6 protein-coding genes and 1 pseudogene are annotated in these 20484 nt (G+C 69.7%); 5 read left to right on the forward strand and 2 right to left on the reverse strand.

The window, feature by feature from the left end; genetic code table 11:
• Positions 1-88 precede the first annotated feature (88 nt).
• Complete coding sequence (locus JYK18_RS19625; RefSeq protein ID WP_206803411.1) at positions 89-751, forward strand: hypothetical protein; 663 nt, start codon at positions 89-91, stop codon at positions 749-751.
• 49 nt (positions 752-800) lie between these two features.
• Positions 801-2354, forward strand: coding sequence for an alkaline phosphatase (locus JYK18_RS19630; protein WP_206803412.1), 1554 nt, complete (start codon positions 801-803; stop codon positions 2352-2354).
• On the opposite strand, the gene JYK18_RS19635 is transcribed toward JYK18_RS19630, so the two are convergent.
• Together JYK18_RS19635 and JYK18_RS19640 are read right to left on the reverse strand one after the other, a co-directional pair.
• Complete coding sequence (locus tag JYK18_RS19635) at positions 2351-2773, reverse strand: cold-shock protein (protein ID WP_206803413.1); 423 nt, start codon at positions 2771-2773, stop codon at positions 2351-2353. The two genes, JYK18_RS19630 and JYK18_RS19635, sit on opposite strands and share 4 nt — an antisense overlap.
• A 1229-nt stretch (positions 2774-4002) precedes the next feature.
• Positions 4003-4947: a methionyl-tRNA formyltransferase gene (locus JYK18_RS19640; protein WP_206803414.1), complete on the reverse strand. Its 945-nt coding sequence runs from the start codon at positions 4945-4947 to the stop codon at positions 4003-4005.
• 198 nt (positions 4948-5145) lie between these two features.
• On the opposite strand from JYK18_RS19640, the gene JYK18_RS19645 reads away from it, so the two are divergent.
• From JYK18_RS19645 to JYK18_RS19655, 3 genes and pseudogenes are all read left to right on the forward strand, one after another.
• Positions 5146-6495, forward strand: coding sequence for a lysine N(6)-hydroxylase/L-ornithine N(5)-oxygenase family protein (locus JYK18_RS19645; RefSeq protein ID WP_206803415.1), 1350 nt, complete (start codon positions 5146-5148; stop codon positions 6493-6495).
• 35 nt (positions 6496-6530) lie between these two features.
• Positions 6531-20237: pseudogene (locus JYK18_RS19650) on the forward strand (amino acid adenylation domain-containing protein); the annotation flags it as partial.
• Positions 20234-20428: an MbtH family protein gene (locus tag JYK18_RS19655; RefSeq protein WP_153035317.1), complete on the forward strand. Its 195-nt coding sequence runs from the start codon at positions 20234-20236 to the stop codon at positions 20426-20428. The pseudogene JYK18_RS19650 and the gene JYK18_RS19655, both read left to right, overlap by 4 nt.
• The last annotated feature ends 56 nt before the right edge of the window (positions 20429-20484 follow it).

Raw genomic sequence — 20484 nt, forward strand, 5'->3', positions numbered from 1 at the left:
TGCCATTTGTGGGTATTTGCACCGGCGTGCGGAGTAGCGCGCGCACGGTTTGTACGAATCGTGTACAACACCCTCGCACGCTGGGCCGATGAAGCACTCCTCGATCCGCAGATCGGCCGCGAGAACGGCGGCCGTGCTCCTCGCCACCGCGGCGTTGTCGCTGGTCAGCATGGTTCCGGCGCAGGCGGCCGCGACCGGAACGGTGCAGACCGCGGGTGATCCGCTGAACGTCCGCCGGGCCCCCACCACCGCCGCCAGCGTGGTCCGGACCGTGGCCAACGGCGCCTCGGTGAGCATCGACTGCCAGACCACCGGGCAGTCGGTCACCGGCCCGCTCGGCACTTCCACCCTGTGGGACTACATCCCCGCGCTGGGTGGCTACATCTCCGACACCTACGTCAAAACCGGCTCGGACGGCCGGGTCACGCCGGACTGCGGGGTCGGCAGCGGCAGCGCCGAGTGCTCCACCGGCGTGTGCGCGGCCGAAGGCCTCTTCCGCTCGTCGGACGCGCGCTTCTCGGTCTGGGACCGCGACGCCGACGGCAAGTCGGCGGTCGTCGCGTACTGGCTCAAGGGCGGCGTCGGCCCCCTCTACGTCTGGAACTCCGGTGGCAACGGCACCCAGGTCGACAAGGTGGTGAACGTTCCGTCCGGTGGCTGGGTCCACTACAAGGTCTGCGTCGCGAACTACTCCGCCACCAGCCCCGTGCTCGAGGCCTGCAGCAACGGCATCACCGACTTCGCTGCCTGAGGCCCGCTTTTCTCTCTCCCCGAACTCCCTACCGCAGGAGGACTCTGCCATGACCCAGGTGAATCGGCGGCTGGTGCTGCTCGGCGGGCTCGCGGCCGCCGGGTCGTTCGCCACCGCCGCGTCGGTGCCCTCGTGGGCGAGCACCCGGACCCGGATCGCCGCCCCGGCCATCCACGACCCGTTCCAGCTGGGCGTGGCCTCGGGTGATCCGCTGCCGGACAGCGTGGTGCTGTGGACGAGACTCGCGCCGGCCCCGCTGAACCAGGACGGTTACGGCGGCATGCCGGACGCGACGTACAACGTGGACTGGGAGATCGCCACCGACCAGGCGTTCGGCTCGGTCGTGCAGAAGGGCACCGTGGCCACGAGCCGCGCACTGGGGCACAGCGTGCACGTCGAGCCGAAGGGCCTCGACCCGGCGCGCGCCTACTTCTACCGGTTCAAGTCGGAGGGCTTCATCTCGCCGGTGGGCCGGACCCGGACCGCACCGGCCGCGGGGGCGGCGGTCAACCAGCTGAAGTACTGCATGGCGTCGTGCCAGCATTGGGAGGAGGGCTGGTACCACGCGCACCGCGGCATCGCCGCCGACAACCCGGACCTGGTGCTCTTCCTCGGTGACTACATGTACGAGAAGCCGTCGACCAACGCCGCCGTGCCGCGGGTGCGGGCGATGGCGCTGACCGCGGAGACCACCACGCTCGCCCACTACCGGGCGCGGCACGCGCAGCACAAGACCGACCAGTACCTGCAGGCCGCGCACGCGGCGGCGCCGTGGATGGTGGTCTTCGACGACCACGAGGTGGTCAACAACTGGAACTCCAGCACCGCGCCCGCCGCCACCGCGCGCAAGGCCGCGGCGTTCCAGGCGTTCTACGAGAACATGCCGATCCGCTCGACGGCGAAGCCGAACGGGGCGTCGATCCAGCTGTACCGGCAGTACGTTTGGGGGAACCTGGCGCGCTTCCACCTGATGGACACGCGGCAGTACCGGAGTGTGCAGGCGACCACCGCGCAGGGCTGCACCACGATGCGCGACCCGAGCCGCACGCTGACCGGGAGCGCGCAGGAGCAGTGGCTGCTGAAGTCGTTCGAGACGCACCCGGCGACGTGGGACTTCCTGGGGCAGCAGGTCTTCTTCGCGCAGCGTGACGGCGACGGCAAGAAGGACACCTGCGAATCACCCGATTCGTGGAACGGCTACGCGGCCTCGCGCGACCGGATCACGAAGGGTTGGGTGGACCGCAAGGTGCCGAACCCGATCGTGCTGACCGGCGACGTGCACCGGCACTGGGCAGCGGACCTGCGGCAGGACTACTACGACCACAGCGACCCGATCGTCGGGTCGGAGTTGGTGACCACCTCGGTGACGAGCAACAGCGTGGGCTCGTCACCGCCGAGCTCGACCTGGCTGTCGCACAACCCGCACGTCAAGTACTGCCTGGGGGAGCGGGGTTACGTGCGGGTGACCACCACCCCGGCGCAGATGCGCGCCGACTTCATGCGGGTGTCGAGCGCGCTGGAGCTGGACCCGGCGAAGGCGTTGATCACCACGGACCGCAGCTACGTGGTGCAGGCCGGGACGAAGGGCCTGCAGCGGGTTTAGCGTTCCACCCAGTTGTGCGCCTGGGCGAGCTGCACGATCTTGCGGCGGAGCAGCACGATCTGCGAGCCGGTGAGCGTGGGCGCGGTCTCCAGCATGGCTTCGGTGAGCTCCTGGCGGAACTCGGTTTGCGAGAGGAGGTCGGCCAGTCCGTCCTCGACCACGCGCGGGGCGCGGGCGGACTGGTCCCCGTGTCGCGCCGCGGCGGCCGCGGCCTCCCGATCGGCGAGGTGGACGTTGGAGGCCTTGAGCCCGCGCCCCCCGTCCTCGACGTCGAAGGTGACCGTCATTCCGGGTTGGAAGAGGTGCTTTTCGTCGCGGAGGTCATTGGCGTGCATGAATACGTCCTCGCCACCCTCGTCGGGTGCGATGAAGCCGTATCCCCGCACTTCGTCGAACCGCAGGATCTTCCCTGAAGTCACCCAGACCACCTCAACCCCATGCACCGGTATGCCCTGTTCCCGTGCGCGAGAACGCGGGGGAGCATACCGCCGTGTGGGGGGCGCGGCCATCGCAACAGCCCCGGTCGAGTAATCCCAACAATGGGGTAGCGGATATGCAACATGCAATCCGAAACATTCTCTTGCGGGGGCGGGGTTGGTGTCCGCCGCCAGTTGCCCGGAGGTTGCTTTTTACGCCGTCCACGTACTAGTCGGTCGCTTTTGGCTACGGCTTCATCCATCCGCGCGCATACCCACCCGCTTGCTTGGCTGCGCTCGCTGGCGCACACCCGGCCGAGCGGACCCGGAGCCTCACGTCCGAACACCAAGCCCCAGCGCCGAGAACCTAAGTCCCGCACTCACGCACACAAATCGCACTTACTCGCACACAATCACTCCCGCCGAGTTTCCACGGAGCCTTCGGTCAAGAGTCCTCGCCTCACCGCGCAGACTCGCTACCCACCGATCGTCCCCGCGGCGAGCCCCACCAAGTCCACAATCGACAACCGTCGCCCCCCGAAGTCGCGCGCCCCATCCACCACGCGAAGCCCACTCCCTCTGCCCAGGCCGCAAATCCCAAACGGGCTCTACCTCAAGCCAGCCACCTTCCACCCGGCGAACCGGTTCACCCCCGAGCCAGCCACCTTCCACCCGAGCGAGCCGGTTTCACCCCGAGTCAGTCAACTTCCACCCGGGCGAGCCAGCTCCCCTGAGCCAGTCAACTTTCAACCCGAACCAGTCAGTTTCCGACCAAGTCAGTCAAGCTTCGCCGACCGAGCGACCCGCCGCCCCTTGGCGCCCCGCCTCAGGCTCAAGGCGCCCGTCCCCCGGCTCAAGTCAATCCCGTCGAGCCAGCCGAGCCCTTCCAGGCAAAGCCAGTCAAGCTTCCCGGGGGCAAGGCCAGCCAAGACCCGCCAGTTCAATGTGGCCGGGCCCCATCCAGGCACCAGCCAGCCCAGACCTCAACCAACCAGCCGCCCCAGCTCTCAACAAAAGCCGATCGACCCGCCCCCAAAACAGCCGAGCGCCACCCACCCCACTGCAAAGCAGCAAAGCCCAAGCCCTCACGACAGGCCCCCACCCTCCCAGGGGGCGGCCCCTATCACCATCCTACCCGCCGCCCCCGTCCAAAAGGCCTGCTCAGCGGCACCCTGGGGACAACCCGTCCCCTGTGGACAACTCGAGGGAGCCCCCGCCGCGCCGGGGTATCGTCAGGGTTGTCCCGTCAGATAACCACCCATGGTCCGGAAGTAGTCGCCGGCCGCGAGTTCCTGGTCGTTTTCGGTGCGCACCCGTTCGATCAGCAGCCCGTGGTTCCGCCCGCTCCGCGCATCGGCGCCGGCGACGATCACCACGCCGTCCCCTTCCGGGATGAAGATGCGACCCGGCGTCCCCCCGTACCGACCCGCCGAAACGGAGGCCTGAACGATTCGCAGCCGCGCACCGCGGTGGTAGGTGAACGCGTTCGGATACGGATCCGACTGCGCGCGCACCAGCCGCTCGATGTCGGCGGCGGGCCAGGTCCAGTCGATCCGGCTGTCCTCAATGGCCCGTTTGTGGAAGAAGCTCGCCTTCGACCGGTCCTGCTTGACCGGCTGCACCGTGCCCTGCTCGATCTGCGTGAGCGCCTCGGTCACGATCGGGCCGATCAGGTCCACCGTGCGGTGGAACAGATCGGTCGTGGTGTCCTTCGGCCCCACCGGGATCGCCCGTTGCAGCACGATCTCGCCGGCGTCCAGATCCGCGTCCATCATGTGCGCGGTCACGCCGACCTCCGGCTCGCCGTTGATCAGCGCCCAGATCAGCGGTGAGAAACCGGCGTAGGCGGGCAGCAGCGAGTCGTGCACGTTGAGCGTGCCGTGCCGCGGCAGGTCGAAGATCTCCGGCGGCAACCACGTGCGCCAGTTGTTCGCCACGATCAGGTCCGGCGCCGCCTCGGTCAGCCTGCGCACGACCTCATCGTCTGGCCGGTTCCGCAGGATCGTCGGGATGCCGTTGGCCTCGGCCAGGTCGGCCACCGAGTCCGACCAGATCTTCTCGTACGCGTGCTCGCTCTTCGGGTGCGTCACCACCAGCACCACCTCGTGCCCGCCGGACAGCAGGGCTTCGAGGGTGCGATGCCCCCAGGTCTGGTACCCGAACATCGCTACACGCATGGGGCTCCTCAGGTCGGCTGCGGCGCAAACCGGGGCAGTTAAGCAAGCCTTGCCTAAAGAGTGCAACCGTGTCGAGCGGAGAGGTACATCACCCACGAACGTACTAGTAGAGCCTCGCCTAAGTTAGGTTAGGGTCCCCTAGGTAAGCGCTGTATTACGCCGAGGTCGCGGCCACCAGCCGCTGGAAATGGGACAGGTATGCCAGATACGGGAACGACGCACGCCGCACCGCAGATCCCGGTCTACGACCTCGTCGGGGTCGGCTTCGGTCCGTCGAACCTCGCCCTCGCGATCGCCCTCGCCGAGTACAACGCGGGCCCCGGCGAGCCGGTGACGGCGCAGTTCCTCGAGCGCCAGCCCCGGTTCGGCTGGCACCGCGGCATGCTGATCGACGACGCGACCATGCAGGTCTCCTTCCTGAAGGACCTGGCCACCATGCGCAACCCGACCAGCGAGTTCAGCTTCCTCAACTACCTGCACGCCAAGGGCAGGCTGGTCGACTTCATCAACCACAAGAACCTGTTCCCGCTGCGGATCGAGTTCCACGACTACTTCGAGTGGTGCGCGGCCAAGGTGGACGACCTGGTCGCCTACGACAGCGACGTCGTCGCCATCGAGCCGGTCACCGACGGTGACGCGGTCGAGTACTTCGATGTGCGCGTCCGCACACAGGCCGGCGACGAGTCCGTGTTCCGCGCCCGCAACCTGGCCATCGGCACCGGTCTCCGCCCCAACCTGCCCGAGGGCGTGGTGACCAGCGAACGGATCTGGCACAACCACGAGCTCCTCTACCGGGTGGAGAAGCTCGAAGCCGCCGACCCGTCGCGGTTCGTGGTGGTCGGCGCCGGGCAGAGCGCCGCCGAGGTCACCGCCTTCCTGCACGAGCGCTTCCCGCGGGCCGAGGTGTGCTCGGTGTTCGCGCGCTACGGCTACAGCCCGGCCGACGACAGCTCCTTCGCGAATCGAATATTCGACCCGGAAGCGGTCGACCACTTCTACGACTCACCGGAAGCCTTCAAGCAGCGCCTCGTCGGCTACCACGCCAACACCAACTACTCCGCCGTCGACCTCGACCTGATCGACGAGCTGTACCGCCGCGTCTACCAGGAGAAGGTGCTGGGCGTGGAGCGGTTGCGCATGTTCAACGTGTCCCGCCCGGTCGAGGTGACCGAGACCCCGGACGGCGTGCGCGCCACCATCGCCACCCTGACCACCGGCGAGCAGACCGTGCTCGACGCCGACGTGGTCGTCTACTCCACCGGGTACCGCCCCGCCGACCCGACGCCGCTGCTCGGTGACCTGGCCGGATTCTGCCGCCGCGACCACGACGGCAGGCTGCTGATCGAGCGCGACTACCGGCTGCGGACCGCCGACGAGGTGCGCGGCGGCATCTACCTGCAGGGTGGCACCGAGCATTCGCACGGCATCACCTCCTCGCTGCTGTCCAACACCGCCGTGCGCGTCGGGGAGATCCTGGGCTCGCTGCTGGCGCGCCGCACGGCCGCGCCTGAGCCGGAATACGCGGGTACCGGGGCCGGAACCAGGTGACCGGGCAGTTCACCGAGCCGGGTCGGTCCGATGCGGAGCTGACCCGGCTCATTGCCGAGTTCGGTCGTGACGACCGCGAGGTGCCCGAGCTGACCTGGCCGGTCGCTTTCGAGGCGCAGGTGCGACGCGCGCCGGACGCGATCGCGCTGGTGTGCGAGGGCGAACGCCTCACCTACCAGGAGCTGAACTCCGCGGCGAACCGCCTGGCCCGCCTGCTCCAGCAGCGCGGCGTCGGCGCGGAGGACGTGGTCGGCGTCGCGCTGCCGCGCACCCCGTTGCTGGTGGTGGCGTTGCTCGGGGTGATGAAGGCCGGTGCGGCATACCTGCCGCTCGACCTGGACCACCCGGAAGACCGCCTCGCCTACATGCTCGCCGACTCCGGCGCCGGGCACGTGCTGTCCACAGTGGATCTCGCCGGAGAGCTGCCGAGTGGCACCGAGCGGATCCTGCTCGACGATCCAGCGTTGGGCCTGGAAGCGCTTTCGGATACCGATGTGGACAGTCCACATGAGCTGAACGGGGCCGCCTACGTCATCTATACCTCTGGGTCCACTGGTCTGCCCAAAGGCGTGGTGCTCTCCCACGACGGCATCGGCAGCCTGATCGCCACGGCGACCGACCGCCTCGGCATCGGGCCGGAAAGCCGCGTGGTGCAGTTCGCGTCCGTCGGTTTCGACGTGACGGTCTGGGACCTGGTGATGTCGCTGTGCGTGGGCGGCCGGGTGGTCCTGGTGCCGTCGCACCGCCGCGTCCCCGGTCCCGAGCTGACCGAATACATCGCGGAAAACGGCGCCACGCACATGATCCTGCCGCCGTCGCTGGTGGCCGCGCTGCCGTCGGACTGCGAGCTGCCCGAAGGCGCGGTGCTCGTCGTCGGGACCGAAACCGTGCCGCCCGAACTGATCGCGCGCTGGTCGCGCCGCCTGCGCGTAGTCGCCGCGTACGGCCTCACCGAAGCCACGGTGAACTCCACCCTCTGGCTCGCCGAGCCGGACTGGACCGGCCCCGTACCGATCGGCAGGCCGGACCCGAACACCCGTTGCTACATCCTCGACGACCACCTGCGCCCGGTGCCGGTCGGCGCCGAGGGCGAGCTTTACGTTGCCGGACGCGGGCTCGCGCGTGGTTACGCCGGGCGCCCGGGGCTCACTGCCGAGCGATTCGTCGCCGATTTGTTCGGTGACCCCGGCGACCGCATGTACCGCACGGGCGACCGGGCCCGTTGGCGGGCCGACGGCAACATCGACTTCCTCGGCCGCGCCGACCACCAGGTCAAGATCCGTGGGCACCGCATCGAACCCGGCGAGATCGAATCCGTGTTGGCCGAACACGAATCCGTCGGCCGCGTGGCCGTGGTGCCGCGTGAGGTGAAGCCCGGCGACCGCCGCCTCGTTGCTTACGTCGTACCGGAAACGACCGAGCAGAACGAGGAAACCGAGCTGGCGCAGGTGAGCCAGTGGAAGGGCCTGCACGAACTGCTGTACTCGGTCGCGGACGACGAGGGGTTCAGTGGCTGGAACAGCACCTACGACGGTGAAGCCCTGCCGCTGGAGGACATGCGGTCCTGGCGTGCGGCCACAGTGGACCGCATCCGCGAACTTCAGCCGAAGCGCGTCCTAGAGATCGGTGTCGGAAGTGGACTGATCCTGTCGCAGGTCGCGCCAGACTGCGAAAAGTACTGGGGCCTGGATCTGTCCGAAGAGGTCATTTCCGTGCTCAGGCAGCGCATCAACAGCGAGCTCGCGGAGAAGGTCGAACTCCGAGCCCAGCCCGCCCATGACTTCTCCGGTCTGCCTTCGGATTTCTTCGACACCGTGGTGATCAACTCGGTGGCGCAGTACTTCCCGAGTGCCTCCTACCTGGCTGATGTGGTGCGCCAGGCAACCGGTCTGCTCGCGCCCGGTGGATCCGTGTTCCTCGGCGACATGAGGAACTTGCGCACCTTGCGGGCTCTGCGGGCGGCAGTGGAGGTCGAGCGCCACGGCGAGAACGCTTCCCGTGTCGCGGTTGACGCGGCCGTTGCCTGGGAAGGCGAACTCCTCCTCGACCCCGACTTCTTCCCAGCGTTGGCCGCTGAACTCGGCGTCACCGCTGACGTGCGCCTCAAGCGCGCGACCTACGACAACGAACTGAGTCGGCACCGGTACGACGTCGTGCTGAGCAAGGAACCGGCCAAGTCGTCAGAGTCCACAATGGAACTAACCTGGCCGGGACTCGACGGGCTGCGCGATCGACTGACCGCCGAGAAGCCGGAAAGCCTGCGGGTCACCGGTGTCCCGAACGCCCGCCTCGTGCCGGATCTTACCGCCCTGCAAGCGGTCGACGGCGGTGACGACCCGGCTACCGGCGTCGATCCCGAGGCCGTGGCCGCGCTGGCGGCGGAAGTTGGCTATGAGATCGCGCTGACCTGGACCGGCGATGCTCTGAACGGCGAGTTCGACGCCGTGCTGACCGCGCCCGGCACCCCGCCCGTCGACGTCTATCGCCCGGCCAGCACCGAGTTCCGCGAGCTGGCCGCCTACGCCAACACCCCCGCGACCTTCCGCGACGCGGGCGTGCTGATGAAGGCCCTGCGCAGTTACGTCGAGGATCGGCTCCCCGCGTACATGGTGCCTTCGGCGTTCGTGGCACTGGAAAGCCTGCCGATCATGACCAACGGCAAGCTCGACCGCGCCGCGCTCCCGATGCCCGACTTCGGCGCTCTGAGCACCGGCCGTGCCCCGCGCACCCCGCGCGAGCACCTGCTGTGCGAGCTGTACGCCGACGTGCTCGGCCTGGAAACCGTGGGCATCGAGGACGACTTCTTCATGCTCGGTGGCGATAGCATCACCTCGATCCGGCTGGTGCTCGGCGCCGCTCGACTCGGCCTGGAGATCTCGCCGCGGCAGGTTTTCAGTCACCGCACGGTCGAAAAGCTCGCGGGCGTCGCGGTCGCGAAGACCGGCGAAGCCGTTCCGGAACCGGAGATCGCGCCGATCGAGCTGGAACAGGACGAACTGGCCGGGTTCGGTGAAGTCGAGGAAGTCCTGCCGGTGACTCCGTTGCAGGAAGGCTTCTTCTTCCACGCGCGGTTCGATCCGGAAGCCGGCGACGTCTACACCATCCAGGAGATCTTCGACCTCGACGGCCCCGTCGACCCCGACGCGCTGCGCCGCGCCACGCAGGATCTGCTCGATCGCCACGGCTCCCTGCGCTCCGGTTTCCGGCAGCGGCAAGACGGCCAGGTGGTGCAGATCGTCACCGGGCACGCCGAACTTCCTTGGCGTGAAGTGGATTCCGACGCCGAACTGGAAGTGGACCGGACGACACCGTTCGACCTCGAACGCCCGCCGCTCCTGCGCGCGACGCTGGTCCGCGGTGAACGCACCCGGCTCGCGATCACCTTCCACCACATCGTCGCGGACGGCTGGTCCGTGGTGGTGATGGTGCGCGAGCTGCTCGCGCGGTACGCGACGCCCGCCGAGCTGCCGCCGACCAGTTCCCGGCGCGCCTACCTCGCCGCGCTCGCGAGCCGCGACCACGAAGCCGCCCGCGACGCCTGGCGCCGCGCATTGTCCGGAGTGGACGAACCGACGCGGCTGGTTCCCAGCGCACGCGGCCGTCGGCAGCCGGGCAAGGTGCACCTCCAGCTCGGCGAACGCACCACCAGCCGCCTGGTGGGCAAGACCCGCGAGCGCGGCCTCACCGTGGGCACCGTGCTGCACGGCGCGTGGGGTCTGCTGCTCGGGCAGCTCACCGGCCGCGACGACCTGGTGTTCGGCAGCACGGTTTCGGGCCGCGGCGCCGAAGTCGAGGGCATCGAAGCCGCGGTGGGCCTGTTCATCAACACCGTGCCGCTGCGCTTCCGATACGCGCCGGGGGACACCCTCGCCGAAACGGTCACCAGGCTGCAACAGGAGCAGGCGGCCCTGCTCGACCACCAGCACCTCGGCCTGTCCGAGCTGCAGCGGATGACCGGGGCGCAGGGCGAACTGTTCGACACGCTCGTGGTCGTCGAGAACTACCCGCAGGCCGGCGACGTCGGTGGTGCGCTGCGAGTGTCCGATGTGGAGATCGTCGACGCGGTGCACTACCCGGTCGCGCTCATCGTCGCACCGGGACAGCGGCTCGAGTTCAGCCTGAAGTACGACGCCGCACGCCTCGCTCCCGAGCAGGCGCAAACGCTTGCGGCCCGGTTCGTCCGCGTGCTGGAGGCCATCGCCGCCGATCCGGACCAGCCCGTCGCCAAGGTCTCGCTGCTCTCCGAAGACGAACGCGCACGCATCGACGCGCGTCACGCGACGGACCACGAGGTGCCCGAGAAAACGCTGGTGCAAGCGTTTGCGCAACAGGTTGCGCGGACGCCGGACGCCATCGCCGTCATCGCCGAGGACGCTGAACTGTCCTATGCGGAGCTTGACCGGCGCGCGGAGTCGCTGGCGGACCGGCTGCGCGCCCGCGGCGCCGGTCCTGAGCAGGTCGTGGCGGTCGCCGTCCCGCGATCCGCCGAGTTGATGGTCGCGTTGCTCGGTGTGCTGAAGTCCGGTGCTGCCTACCTGCCCGTCGACCCGGACTACCCGGCTGACCGCATCACGTTCATGCTCGAAGATTCCGGCGCCCGCCTGGTTGTCAGGCCGGGGGACCAGATCGAGTCGGTTCGGGACGACGTCCCGGAGGCCGCGCCGGGCGAGGGCGGCCCGGACAGCCCCGCGTACTTGATCTACACCTCCGGCTCCACCGGCCGCCCCAAGGGCGTGCTCGTCACCCACCGCGCCATCGTCAACCGGCTCACGTGGATGCAGTACGAATACGGTCTGACCAGCGAAGACCGGGTGCTGCAGAAAACCCCGTCGAGCTTCGACGTGTCGGTGTGGGAGTTCTTCTGGCCGCTGTGCGAAGGCGCCGCCGTGGTGTTCGCCAAGCCGGACGGCCACCGCGACCCGGCGTACCTCGCGGAACTGGTCCGCGCGCAGGGCGTCACCACCATGCACTTCGTGCCGTCGATGCTGGGGGCTTTCCTCGCTGCCGACGAGGTGACCGCCGATCCGAGCTGGGCGGCGAGCCTGCGCCGTGTGTTCGCCAGCGGTGAGGCACTGCCCGGTGCCGCCGCGTTCCGCTGGGACGCGCTGACCGGCGTGCCGCTGCACAACCTGTACGGACCGACCGAAGCCGCCGTCGACGTCACCTACCAGCCGTTCGACGGCGCATCGGATACGACCGTCCCCATCGGACGTCCGGTGTGGAACACCCGGCTGTACGTGCTCGACTCGGCGCTGCGACCGGTGCCCGACGGTGTCCCGGGGGAGTTGTACCTCGCCGGGGTCCAGCTGGCGCGGGGTTACCACGCGCGCCCTGGGCTGACGGCGGACCGGTTCGTCGCGGATCCGTTCGGTGAGCCGGGTGCGCGGATGTACCGCACCGGCGACCTGGTTTCGCGGCGGGACAACGGCGTGCTCGATTACCTGGGCCGCACCGACCGGCAGGTGAAGATCCGCGGCAACCGGGTCGAACTCGGCGAGATCGAGGCGGCGCTGGCCGCTCAGCCGGGCGTCACCAGGGCGGCCGTGATCGCCAGGGACGGCAGGCTGGTCGCCTACCTCGTGGGCTCGGCGGACCCGGCGGCGTTGCCCGCCGAACTGGCGGAAGTGCTGCCCGCGCCGATGATCCCAAGCGCCTTCGTGGTGCTCGACGAACTGCCGCTGACGCCGAGCGGGAAGCTCGACACCGCCGCACTTCCCGCGCCGGAACAGCGCAGCACCAGCAAGAGGGCTCCGGAGACGGCTCGCGAACGTTTGCTCACCGAGGTGTTCGCGGACGTGCTCGGCTTGACCGAAGTCGGCGCCGACGACGACTTCTTCCTGCTCGGCGGCGACAGCATCTCGTCGATCAGCGTCTCCAGCCGGGCACGCGCGGCCGGTCTGGTGCTCAGCCCGAGCGACGTGTTCACGCGACGCACCCCGGCCGCGCTGGCTGCGCACGCCACCGTTGCCCAGGGGTCCACTGTGGACCAGGATGTCGAGCTGCTTTCGCTGAGCGACGTCGAGATGGAGCGGGTTCGACGGACCAGCCCTGGTCCGGTGGCCGAAGTCTGGCCGTTGTCCCCGCTGCAGGAAGGCTTGTTCTTCCATTCGGCCTACGACAGCTCCGGCATCGACGTCTACACCGTGCAGGAAGCGATCGACTTCGACCGGCGCCTGGACCTCGACCGCTTGCGGTCCGCGTGCGCGACGCTGCTGGCGCGGCACGCCAGTCTACGTGCCGGGTTCACCAGCGAAGGACTGTCCGGCCCGGTGCAGTTCGTGCTCGCCGGCGCCGAGCCTCCGGTGTCCGAAGTGGACCTTTCCGGACTGTCCGAGGACGAAGAAGCCGAACGCCTGGCCGCGTTGATGGCCGAGGACCGCGGCAAGCGATTCGACCTCAGCGCCCCGCCGCTGTTCCGCGTGTTGCTGATCCGGCTTGGCGGGGATCGTGACCGCGTGGTGCTGCACCGTCACCTGCTGTTGTGGGACGGCTGGTCGGCGTGGTTGTTCATCGAGCAACTGCTGGGGTTGTACGACTCACCGGACGTCGCGTTGCCCGCCTCTGGGTCCTATCGCGACTATCTGTCCTGGCTGTCGAAACAGGACATCGAGGAAGCCACCGCCGCCTGGCGGAAAGCCATGGCCGGGCTCGACGAGCCGACGCTGATCGGCCCGGCGGACCGCCCGGGTGAACCGGTGACGCCGACGAACCTGGACGCGTTGTTCACCTCCGACGAAACCGAACGGCTGCGCGAACAGTCGCGCCTGCACGGCGTGACGGTCAACAGCGTGCTGAACGCCGCATGGGCCATGGTGCTCGCGGGAATCCTGGGTCGGGAGGACGTAGTTTTTGGTGCGGCCGTTGCCGGTCGGCCGACCGAGGTGCCCGACATCGAGTCGATCGTCGGCATGTTCCTGAACACCGTGCCGGTGCGCGTCACGCTGGATCCCGCCGAGCGGGTAGCCGACCTGCTGCGGCGACTCCAGGACGAGCGGATGGCGCTCAACCCGTATGAGTTCATGAGCCTGGGCGTCGTGCAGTCGGAATCGGGGCACCGTCAGCTCTTCGACACCCTTTTCGCGCTGCGCAACGCCGATGGCGAGGAACGCTTCGGCGAACTGCGTTCCCGGCACGGGGTGACCGCGCTGGCCAACTTCGACGCCACCCACTACCCGCTCACGCTGATCCTCACGCCGGGCGAGCGGCTGCGGGTGACACTGTCCTATCGCGACGATGTGCTCGAAGCGACGACCGCGACCGCGCTGCTTGACCGGTTTGCCGGGCTGGTCAGGGAAATGATCGGCGACCTGTCCGCGCGCGTGGGCACCTTGGGGGCGCCCACGGCGGAACAACGGCGCGAACTCGAGGCGACCTGGTCCGGTAAACGACATGAGCTGCCCCGCGACACCGTGGCCGACTTCCTGGAGTCGCAAGCTTCACGCACACCGGACGCGACCGCGCTGGTCTTCGGTGACGAGATCCTGACCTACGCCGAACTGGACACCAGGATCAACCGGATGGCGCGGTTGCTGCTCGCGCACGGTGCCGGTCCGGAGCGCGTGGTGGCGCTCGGGCTGCCTCGGTCGATCGACATGGTGGTGGCCCTGTTCGCGGTGTTGCGCACCGGTGCCGCCTACCTGCCGCTGGAACTGGACTACCCGGCCGACCGGCTCGCCTTGATGCTGGAGGACGCCTCGCCGTGGTGCGTGGTCACCACTTCCGGGGTGCGAGCCACGCGACTGGCCACCGGCGAGGCCCGGGATTGGCTGGTGCTCGACGAAGTAGACCTGTCCACATACGACGGAAATTCACTATCCGATGTGGAGCGTCCAGGGTTCGAACGGGATCGAGCCGACCGCATGGAACACCCCGCGTACGTCATCTACACCTCGGGTTCGACCGGCAGGCCGAAGGGCGTGGTCACCCCGTACCGCGGGCTGACCAACATGCAACTGAACCACCAGGAGGCCATCTTCGGCCCGGCGGTGGCCAGCGCGGGCGGACGACGGCTGCGGATCGCGCACACCGTCTCGTTCGGCTTCGACATGTCGTGGGAAGAACTGCTCTGGCTCGTCGAGGGCCACGAAGTGCACATCTGCGACGAGGAACTGCGCCGCGACGCTGAGGCTTTGGTGTCCTATTGCGACACCCACCGCATCGACGTCGTCAACGTCACGCCCACCTACGCGCACCTCCTGTTCGAGCAGGGGCTGCTGGAGCGGGGCGACGGCAGGCACCGGCCGGTGCTGGTGCTGCTGGGCGGCGAGGCCGTGTCCGAGCAGGTGTGGTCGCGGCTGCTCGAAACCGAGGACACCTACGGGTACAACCTGTACGGCCCGACCGAGTACACGATCAACACGCTCGGCGGTGGCACCACCGAAAGCCGCACGCCGACGGTCGGCGGGCCGATCTGGAACACCGACGCGTACATCCTCGACCCGTGGCTGCGGCCGGTGCCGGACGGGGTGGCCGGGGAGCTGTACATCAGCGGGGCCGGGCTCGCGCGTGGTTACCTCGGACGCCCGGCGCTGACCGCGGACCGGTTCGTCGCCGATCCGTTCGGGCCGGCCGGCGGCCGGGCGACAGGTGGGCGGATGTACCGGACCGGGGACCTGGTCCGGCGGCGGCCGGACGGCATCATCGACTTCCTGGGCCGCACCGACGACCAGGTCAAGGTCCGGGGTTACCGCGTCGAACTGGGGGAGATCGAATCCGTGCTCGCGGGTTTCGACGAGGTGGCGCGCGCGGCGGTGATCGCGCGGCCGGACCCGTCGGCGCCCGGGCTCAAGCGCCTGGTCGGCTACGTGGTCCCGGCGCGGCCGACCGGTGAGGTTCAGGCCGGAAGCAGCGCCCCTTCTTCGGCACGCGGTGCCGAGGAACTCGCCTCCATGCTGCGTACCGATCTGAAGCAGAGCCTGCCCGACTACATGGTGCCGTCGGCGCTGGTCGTCCTCGACGAACTTCCGCTCACCGACAACGGCAAGCTCGACATCAAGGCCCTCCCGGAGGCGGACCTCGCCGTTCGGCTCACCGAGTCGCGAGCACCGGAGACGCACGCCGAGGAGGTGCTGTGCCGGCTCTTCGCCGAGGTCCTCGGCCTGCCTTCGGTTGGTGTCGAGCACAATTTCTTCGACCTCGGCGGGCACTCGCTGCTGGCCACGCGGCTGATCAGCCGGGCCCGCACCGACCTCGGGGCGGAGCTGGCGATCCGCGACCTGTTCGAGGCGCCGACCCCCGCCGACCTGGCCCTGCGCACCGGCGCCACCCCGGCCCGGCCGGCGATCGAGTCCGCCGAGCGCCCGGCACTGGTGCCGTTGTCCTCGGCTCAGCAGCGGCTCTGGCTGCTCGACCGCATGGGCGGCGGTGCGGGGTACCACTTCCCGCTGGTGTTCCGGCTGACCGGCGCGCTCGACGTGGACGCCCTCCGGCTCGCGCTCGGTGACGTCCTGCGACGGCACGAGGTGCTGCGCACGGTGTTCCCCGAGCGGGACGGCGAGCCGCACCAGCTGGTCCTGGACGATCCCGCGCCGGAGTTCGTGGTGCGCGACGTGACCGAGTTGCCGGACCTGGACGAGCTGGTCCGGCGCCCGTTCGACCTCGGCACCCAGGTGCCGATCCGGGCCGACGTGCTGCGCCTCGGTGCCGACGACCACGTGGTGGCGATCCTGCTGCACCACATCGCCACCGACGAATGGTCGGACCGGCCGTTCCTCACCGACCTGGCCACCGCCTACCGCGCGCGGCTCGACGGCGCCGCCCCGGAGTGGGCGCCGATGCCGGTGCAGTACGCGGACTACGCGCTCTGGCAGCGCGCGCTCCTGAGCGGGCCTTCCGGTGAGCGGCAGGCGGAGTTCTGGGCTGAGGCGCTGCGCGACCTCCCCGAGGAGATCGCCCTGCCCGCGGACCGGCCGCGCCCGCCCCGGCCCACCGGGCGCGGGGGCAAGGTCCGCGTCGAGGTGCCGGACCGGATCGCGCGCCCGCTGCGGGAGCTGGCCGCCGAGTCGGGGGCGAGCATGTTCATGCTGGCGCACGCCGCGGTTGCCACCCTGCTGCACCGGCTCGGTGCGGGCACCGACATTCCGCTCGGCGCCCCGATCGCCGGCCGCACCGACGCCGCGCTGGAGGACCTGGTCGGCTTCTTCGTGAACACGCTCGTCCTGCGGACCGACCTCAGCGGCGACCCGGCGTTCGACGAGGTGCTGTCGAGGGTGCGGGAGGTGTCGTTCGCCGCGTTCGAGCACCAGGACCTGCCGTTCGAGCGGGTCGTCGAGGTGGTGAACCCGGAGCGCGTGACCGGGCGCAACCCGCTGTTCCAGGTGATGGTGGCCTACCACCACCGCCCCGGCGGCGACCCCGACGTGCTGGGCCTGCCCACGGAATGGCTGGACGCCGACACCGGCGTCTCACAGTTCGACCTCGGTTTTGTGGTGATCGACCGGCCGGAGGCGGGGGAGCTGACCCTGCAGCTGAACTACTCGGCCGAGCGTTTCGACGTGAGCACGGCCTCGGCCCTGGCCGACCGGCTGGTCCGCCTCCTGGACCAGGTCGGCAGCGAACCTCGCCGACCGGTCGGCTCGCTGGAGGTGCTGACTGCCGCTGAGCGGGAGCAGGTGCTGCACGCGTTCAACGCCACCGACCGGGACGTGCCCGCCGAGACACTGACCGAACTGTTCACCGGCCGGGTCTGGACCGCGCCGGACGCGGTCGCCGTGGTGGACCGCGCGCGTTCGGTGACCTACCGGCAACTCGACGAGCAGGCGGACCGGGTCGCGCACTTGCTCGCTTCGCACGGCGTCGGACCGGAGAACGTGGTCGGCATCGCGGTGCCGAAGTCGATCGAGATGGTGGCGACGGTATTGGCGGTACTCAAGCTGGGTGCCGCTTACCTGCCGCTGGACCTCGCGCACCCGGCCGACCGAATCGCCTACATGCTCACCGACTCGGGCGCGCGTCTCGTGGTCGCCACCAAATCCGACCCCGTCCCCGAAGTCGAGGGCGTGCAGCGCCTAGACCTGGACACCGCGCCCCTGCTCCCAACCTCGCCCCCAGCCCAGACTCTGCAGTCGCCCCCGGCCCAGACCTCACACTCGAGCCCGGACCAGCACCTGGCACCAAGCCCGGCCTCGGCATCGAGTCCAGCGGTCCCGGCTCTGGGCGCGGGCCCAGCCAAGCTCGACTCAGCGTGCTACGTCATCTACACCTCAGGCTCCACCGGCCGCCCCAAGGGCGTGATCGTCCCGCACGAGGGCATCGCCAGCCTCGCGGCGACCGCCATCGACCGCATGCAGCTGACCGCGGACAGCCGCGTGCTCCAGTTCGCCTCGGTCGGCTTCGACGTCGCCGCCTTCGAGCTGACCATGGCCCTGTGCGTGGGCGGCCGCCTGGTCATCGCCCCCGACGAGGTGCGTGTCGCCGGTCCCGCCCTCACCGACTTCCTGCGCGAACGCCGGATCACGCACATGATCCTGCCGCCCTCCCTGGTCTCGGCCCTACCACCGGACTGCGACCTGCCGGACGGCTCGACGATCCTGGTCGGTACCGAAGTCGTGCCCCCGGACGTGATCGAGCGCTGGGCCCACCGGCTCAACCTGCTCGTCGCCTACGGCCTCACCGAGGCCACGGTCAACTCGACCCTTTGGCGCGCCGAGCACGGCCACGCCGGCGCGGTGCCCATCGGCGTGCCCGACCCGAACACCACGGCCTACGTGCTCGACGAGTACCTGCGCCCGGTACCACCCGGCGTGGTCGGCGAGTTGTACATCGCCGGCCGCGGTCTCGCCCGCGGCTACCTCGGCAGGCCAGCGCTGTCGGCGGAGCGGTTCGTCGCCTGCCCGTTCGGCGAGCCGGGTTCGCGGATGTACCGCACCGGGGACCGCGCGCGCTGGCGTGCGGACGGCAACATCGACTTCCTCGGCCGCGTCGACGACCAGGTGAAGATCCGCGGCTTCCGCATCGAACCCGGCGAGGTCGCCGCCGCGCTGTCCCGGCACCCGTCGATCGGCCAGGCCACGGTGACCGTCGACCGGACCGGCGACGTCGCCAGGCTGGTCGGCTACCTGGTGCCGACCACGGCTGTCGACCAGCGCGACCTGCGCGCCCACCTGGCCGACCTGCTGCCGGAGTACATGATCCCGTCGCTGCTGATCGAGCTCGACGGCCCGCTGCCGCTCACCCCGAACGGCAAGCTGGACCGCCGCGCGCTGCCCGCCCCGGACTTCTCGGTCCTGGCCGGCGACGACCAGCCCGTCACCGCGGACCAGGAAGCGGTGGCCACCCTGGTCGCCGAGGTACTCGGCCTGCCGCGGGTCGGCCTCCACGACAACTTCTTCGCCTTGGGCGGCCACTCCATGGCCTCCATGCGCCTGATTGCACGCATCCGCACGGAGCTCGGCTCGCAACTGCGCATCCGCGACGTCTTCGACGCACCCACCGTCGCCGGCCTCGCTGACCTGCTCGCGACCGCAGGTGCGGGGGCGAGCTCGGGTACGAACCTGCACGCACAACCCCGACCCGAGCGCGTGCCCCTGGCCCCGGTCCAGCGCCAACGCTGGGCCGAGTACCAGGCCGCGGGCCCGCGACCGGGTTACGACATCGCGCTCGCCATGCGCTCACCAGGCTTCGACGAGGCCGCCCTCGACGCGGCACTGCGCGACGTCTTCGCCCGGCACGAGCCGCTGTCGACTGTCTTCGAGGAGGTCGAGGGCGAGGTCTGGCAGCGACTCCGCGACCCGGGCCGCATCCTCGAGACCGCGCACGGCGACCTCGAGGCCCTCGTGCTCGAAGGCGGCGACCTGACCGCCGAGCCACCGGCTCGCTTCCGCCTCGTCCCGCTCGAGTCCGGCGAGCAGGCGCTGCTGTTCACCGCTTACTACGTCGGCGTCGACGAGTGGTCGGTCGTGCCGTTGCTGCGTGACCTCGACACCGCCTACGCCGCACGCATGGCAGGCCGCGCTCCGGAGTTCGCGCCCCTGCCGGTCGGCTACGCGGACTACGGCCGCTGGGCACACGAGCAGGAGGGCAAGCACCTCGGCTACTGGCGACAGGTGCTGCGCGGCCTGCCCACCGAGCTGGCCCTGCCATCGGACCGGCCGCGCCCCGCCGAGCCGAGCCGCGGTGGCGACTTCGTCGAGTTCGCCATCGAGCCGGACCTGCACGCCGCGGTCGACGCACTCGCCCAGCAGACCGGCACGAGCATGTTCATGGTCTTGCAGGCCGCGCTCGCCACCGTGCTGACGAAGCTCGGCGCCGGTACCGACCTGCCCATCGGCGCACTGGTCGCCGGCCGCGAGGACGACCGCCTCGCGGACCTGGTCGGCTGCTTCTTCAACACCGTGGTGCTCCGCACCGACACCAGCGGCGAACCCAGCTTCACCGAGCTGCTCTCGCGAGTGCGCGAAACCGACTTGAGCGCCTTCGAGCACCAGGACGCCGCCCTCGCCGACGTGCTGGCCGAGGTGCCGGGCTGGCGGGGTCCGCAGGTCATGCTCGTGCACCATGAGACCGTCGCCGCGCTGGAGCTGAGTGGGCAGAACGCGCGCTACGAGTCGATCCGCCTCGGGACCACCAACGCCGACCTGACGCTCAGCTTCTTCGAAGCCCCCGGCGAGGTGCCCTGCTACCTGAGCTACGCCACAGACCTCTTCGAAGCCGACACCGCGGCACAGTTCGCCGCGTCGTTGCTCGAAGTGCTGGCCAAGGCCACGGCCTCCCCGGAAACCCCCGTTAAGGAGAACAACCGATGAGCAATCCCTTCGACAACCCCGACGGCACGTTCTCGGTGCTGGTCAACGAGGAGCAGCAGCACAGCCTGTGGCCGGAGTTCGCCGAGGTACCGGCCGGCTGGACGGTCGCCTTCGGGCCGGCCCCGCGTCAGGAGTGCCTGGACTACGTCGAGACCAACTGGACCGACCTGCGCCCGGCGTCCCTACGCTGACCGGCCGGACCTGACCTGCGTCCGGCTTCCCCTGCGCTGACCTGAGCAGCTTGACC

This window comes from Amycolatopsis sp. 195334CR (assembly GCF_017309385.1).
Classification (GTDB): Bacteria; Actinomycetota; Actinomycetes; order Mycobacteriales; family Pseudonocardiaceae; genus Amycolatopsis.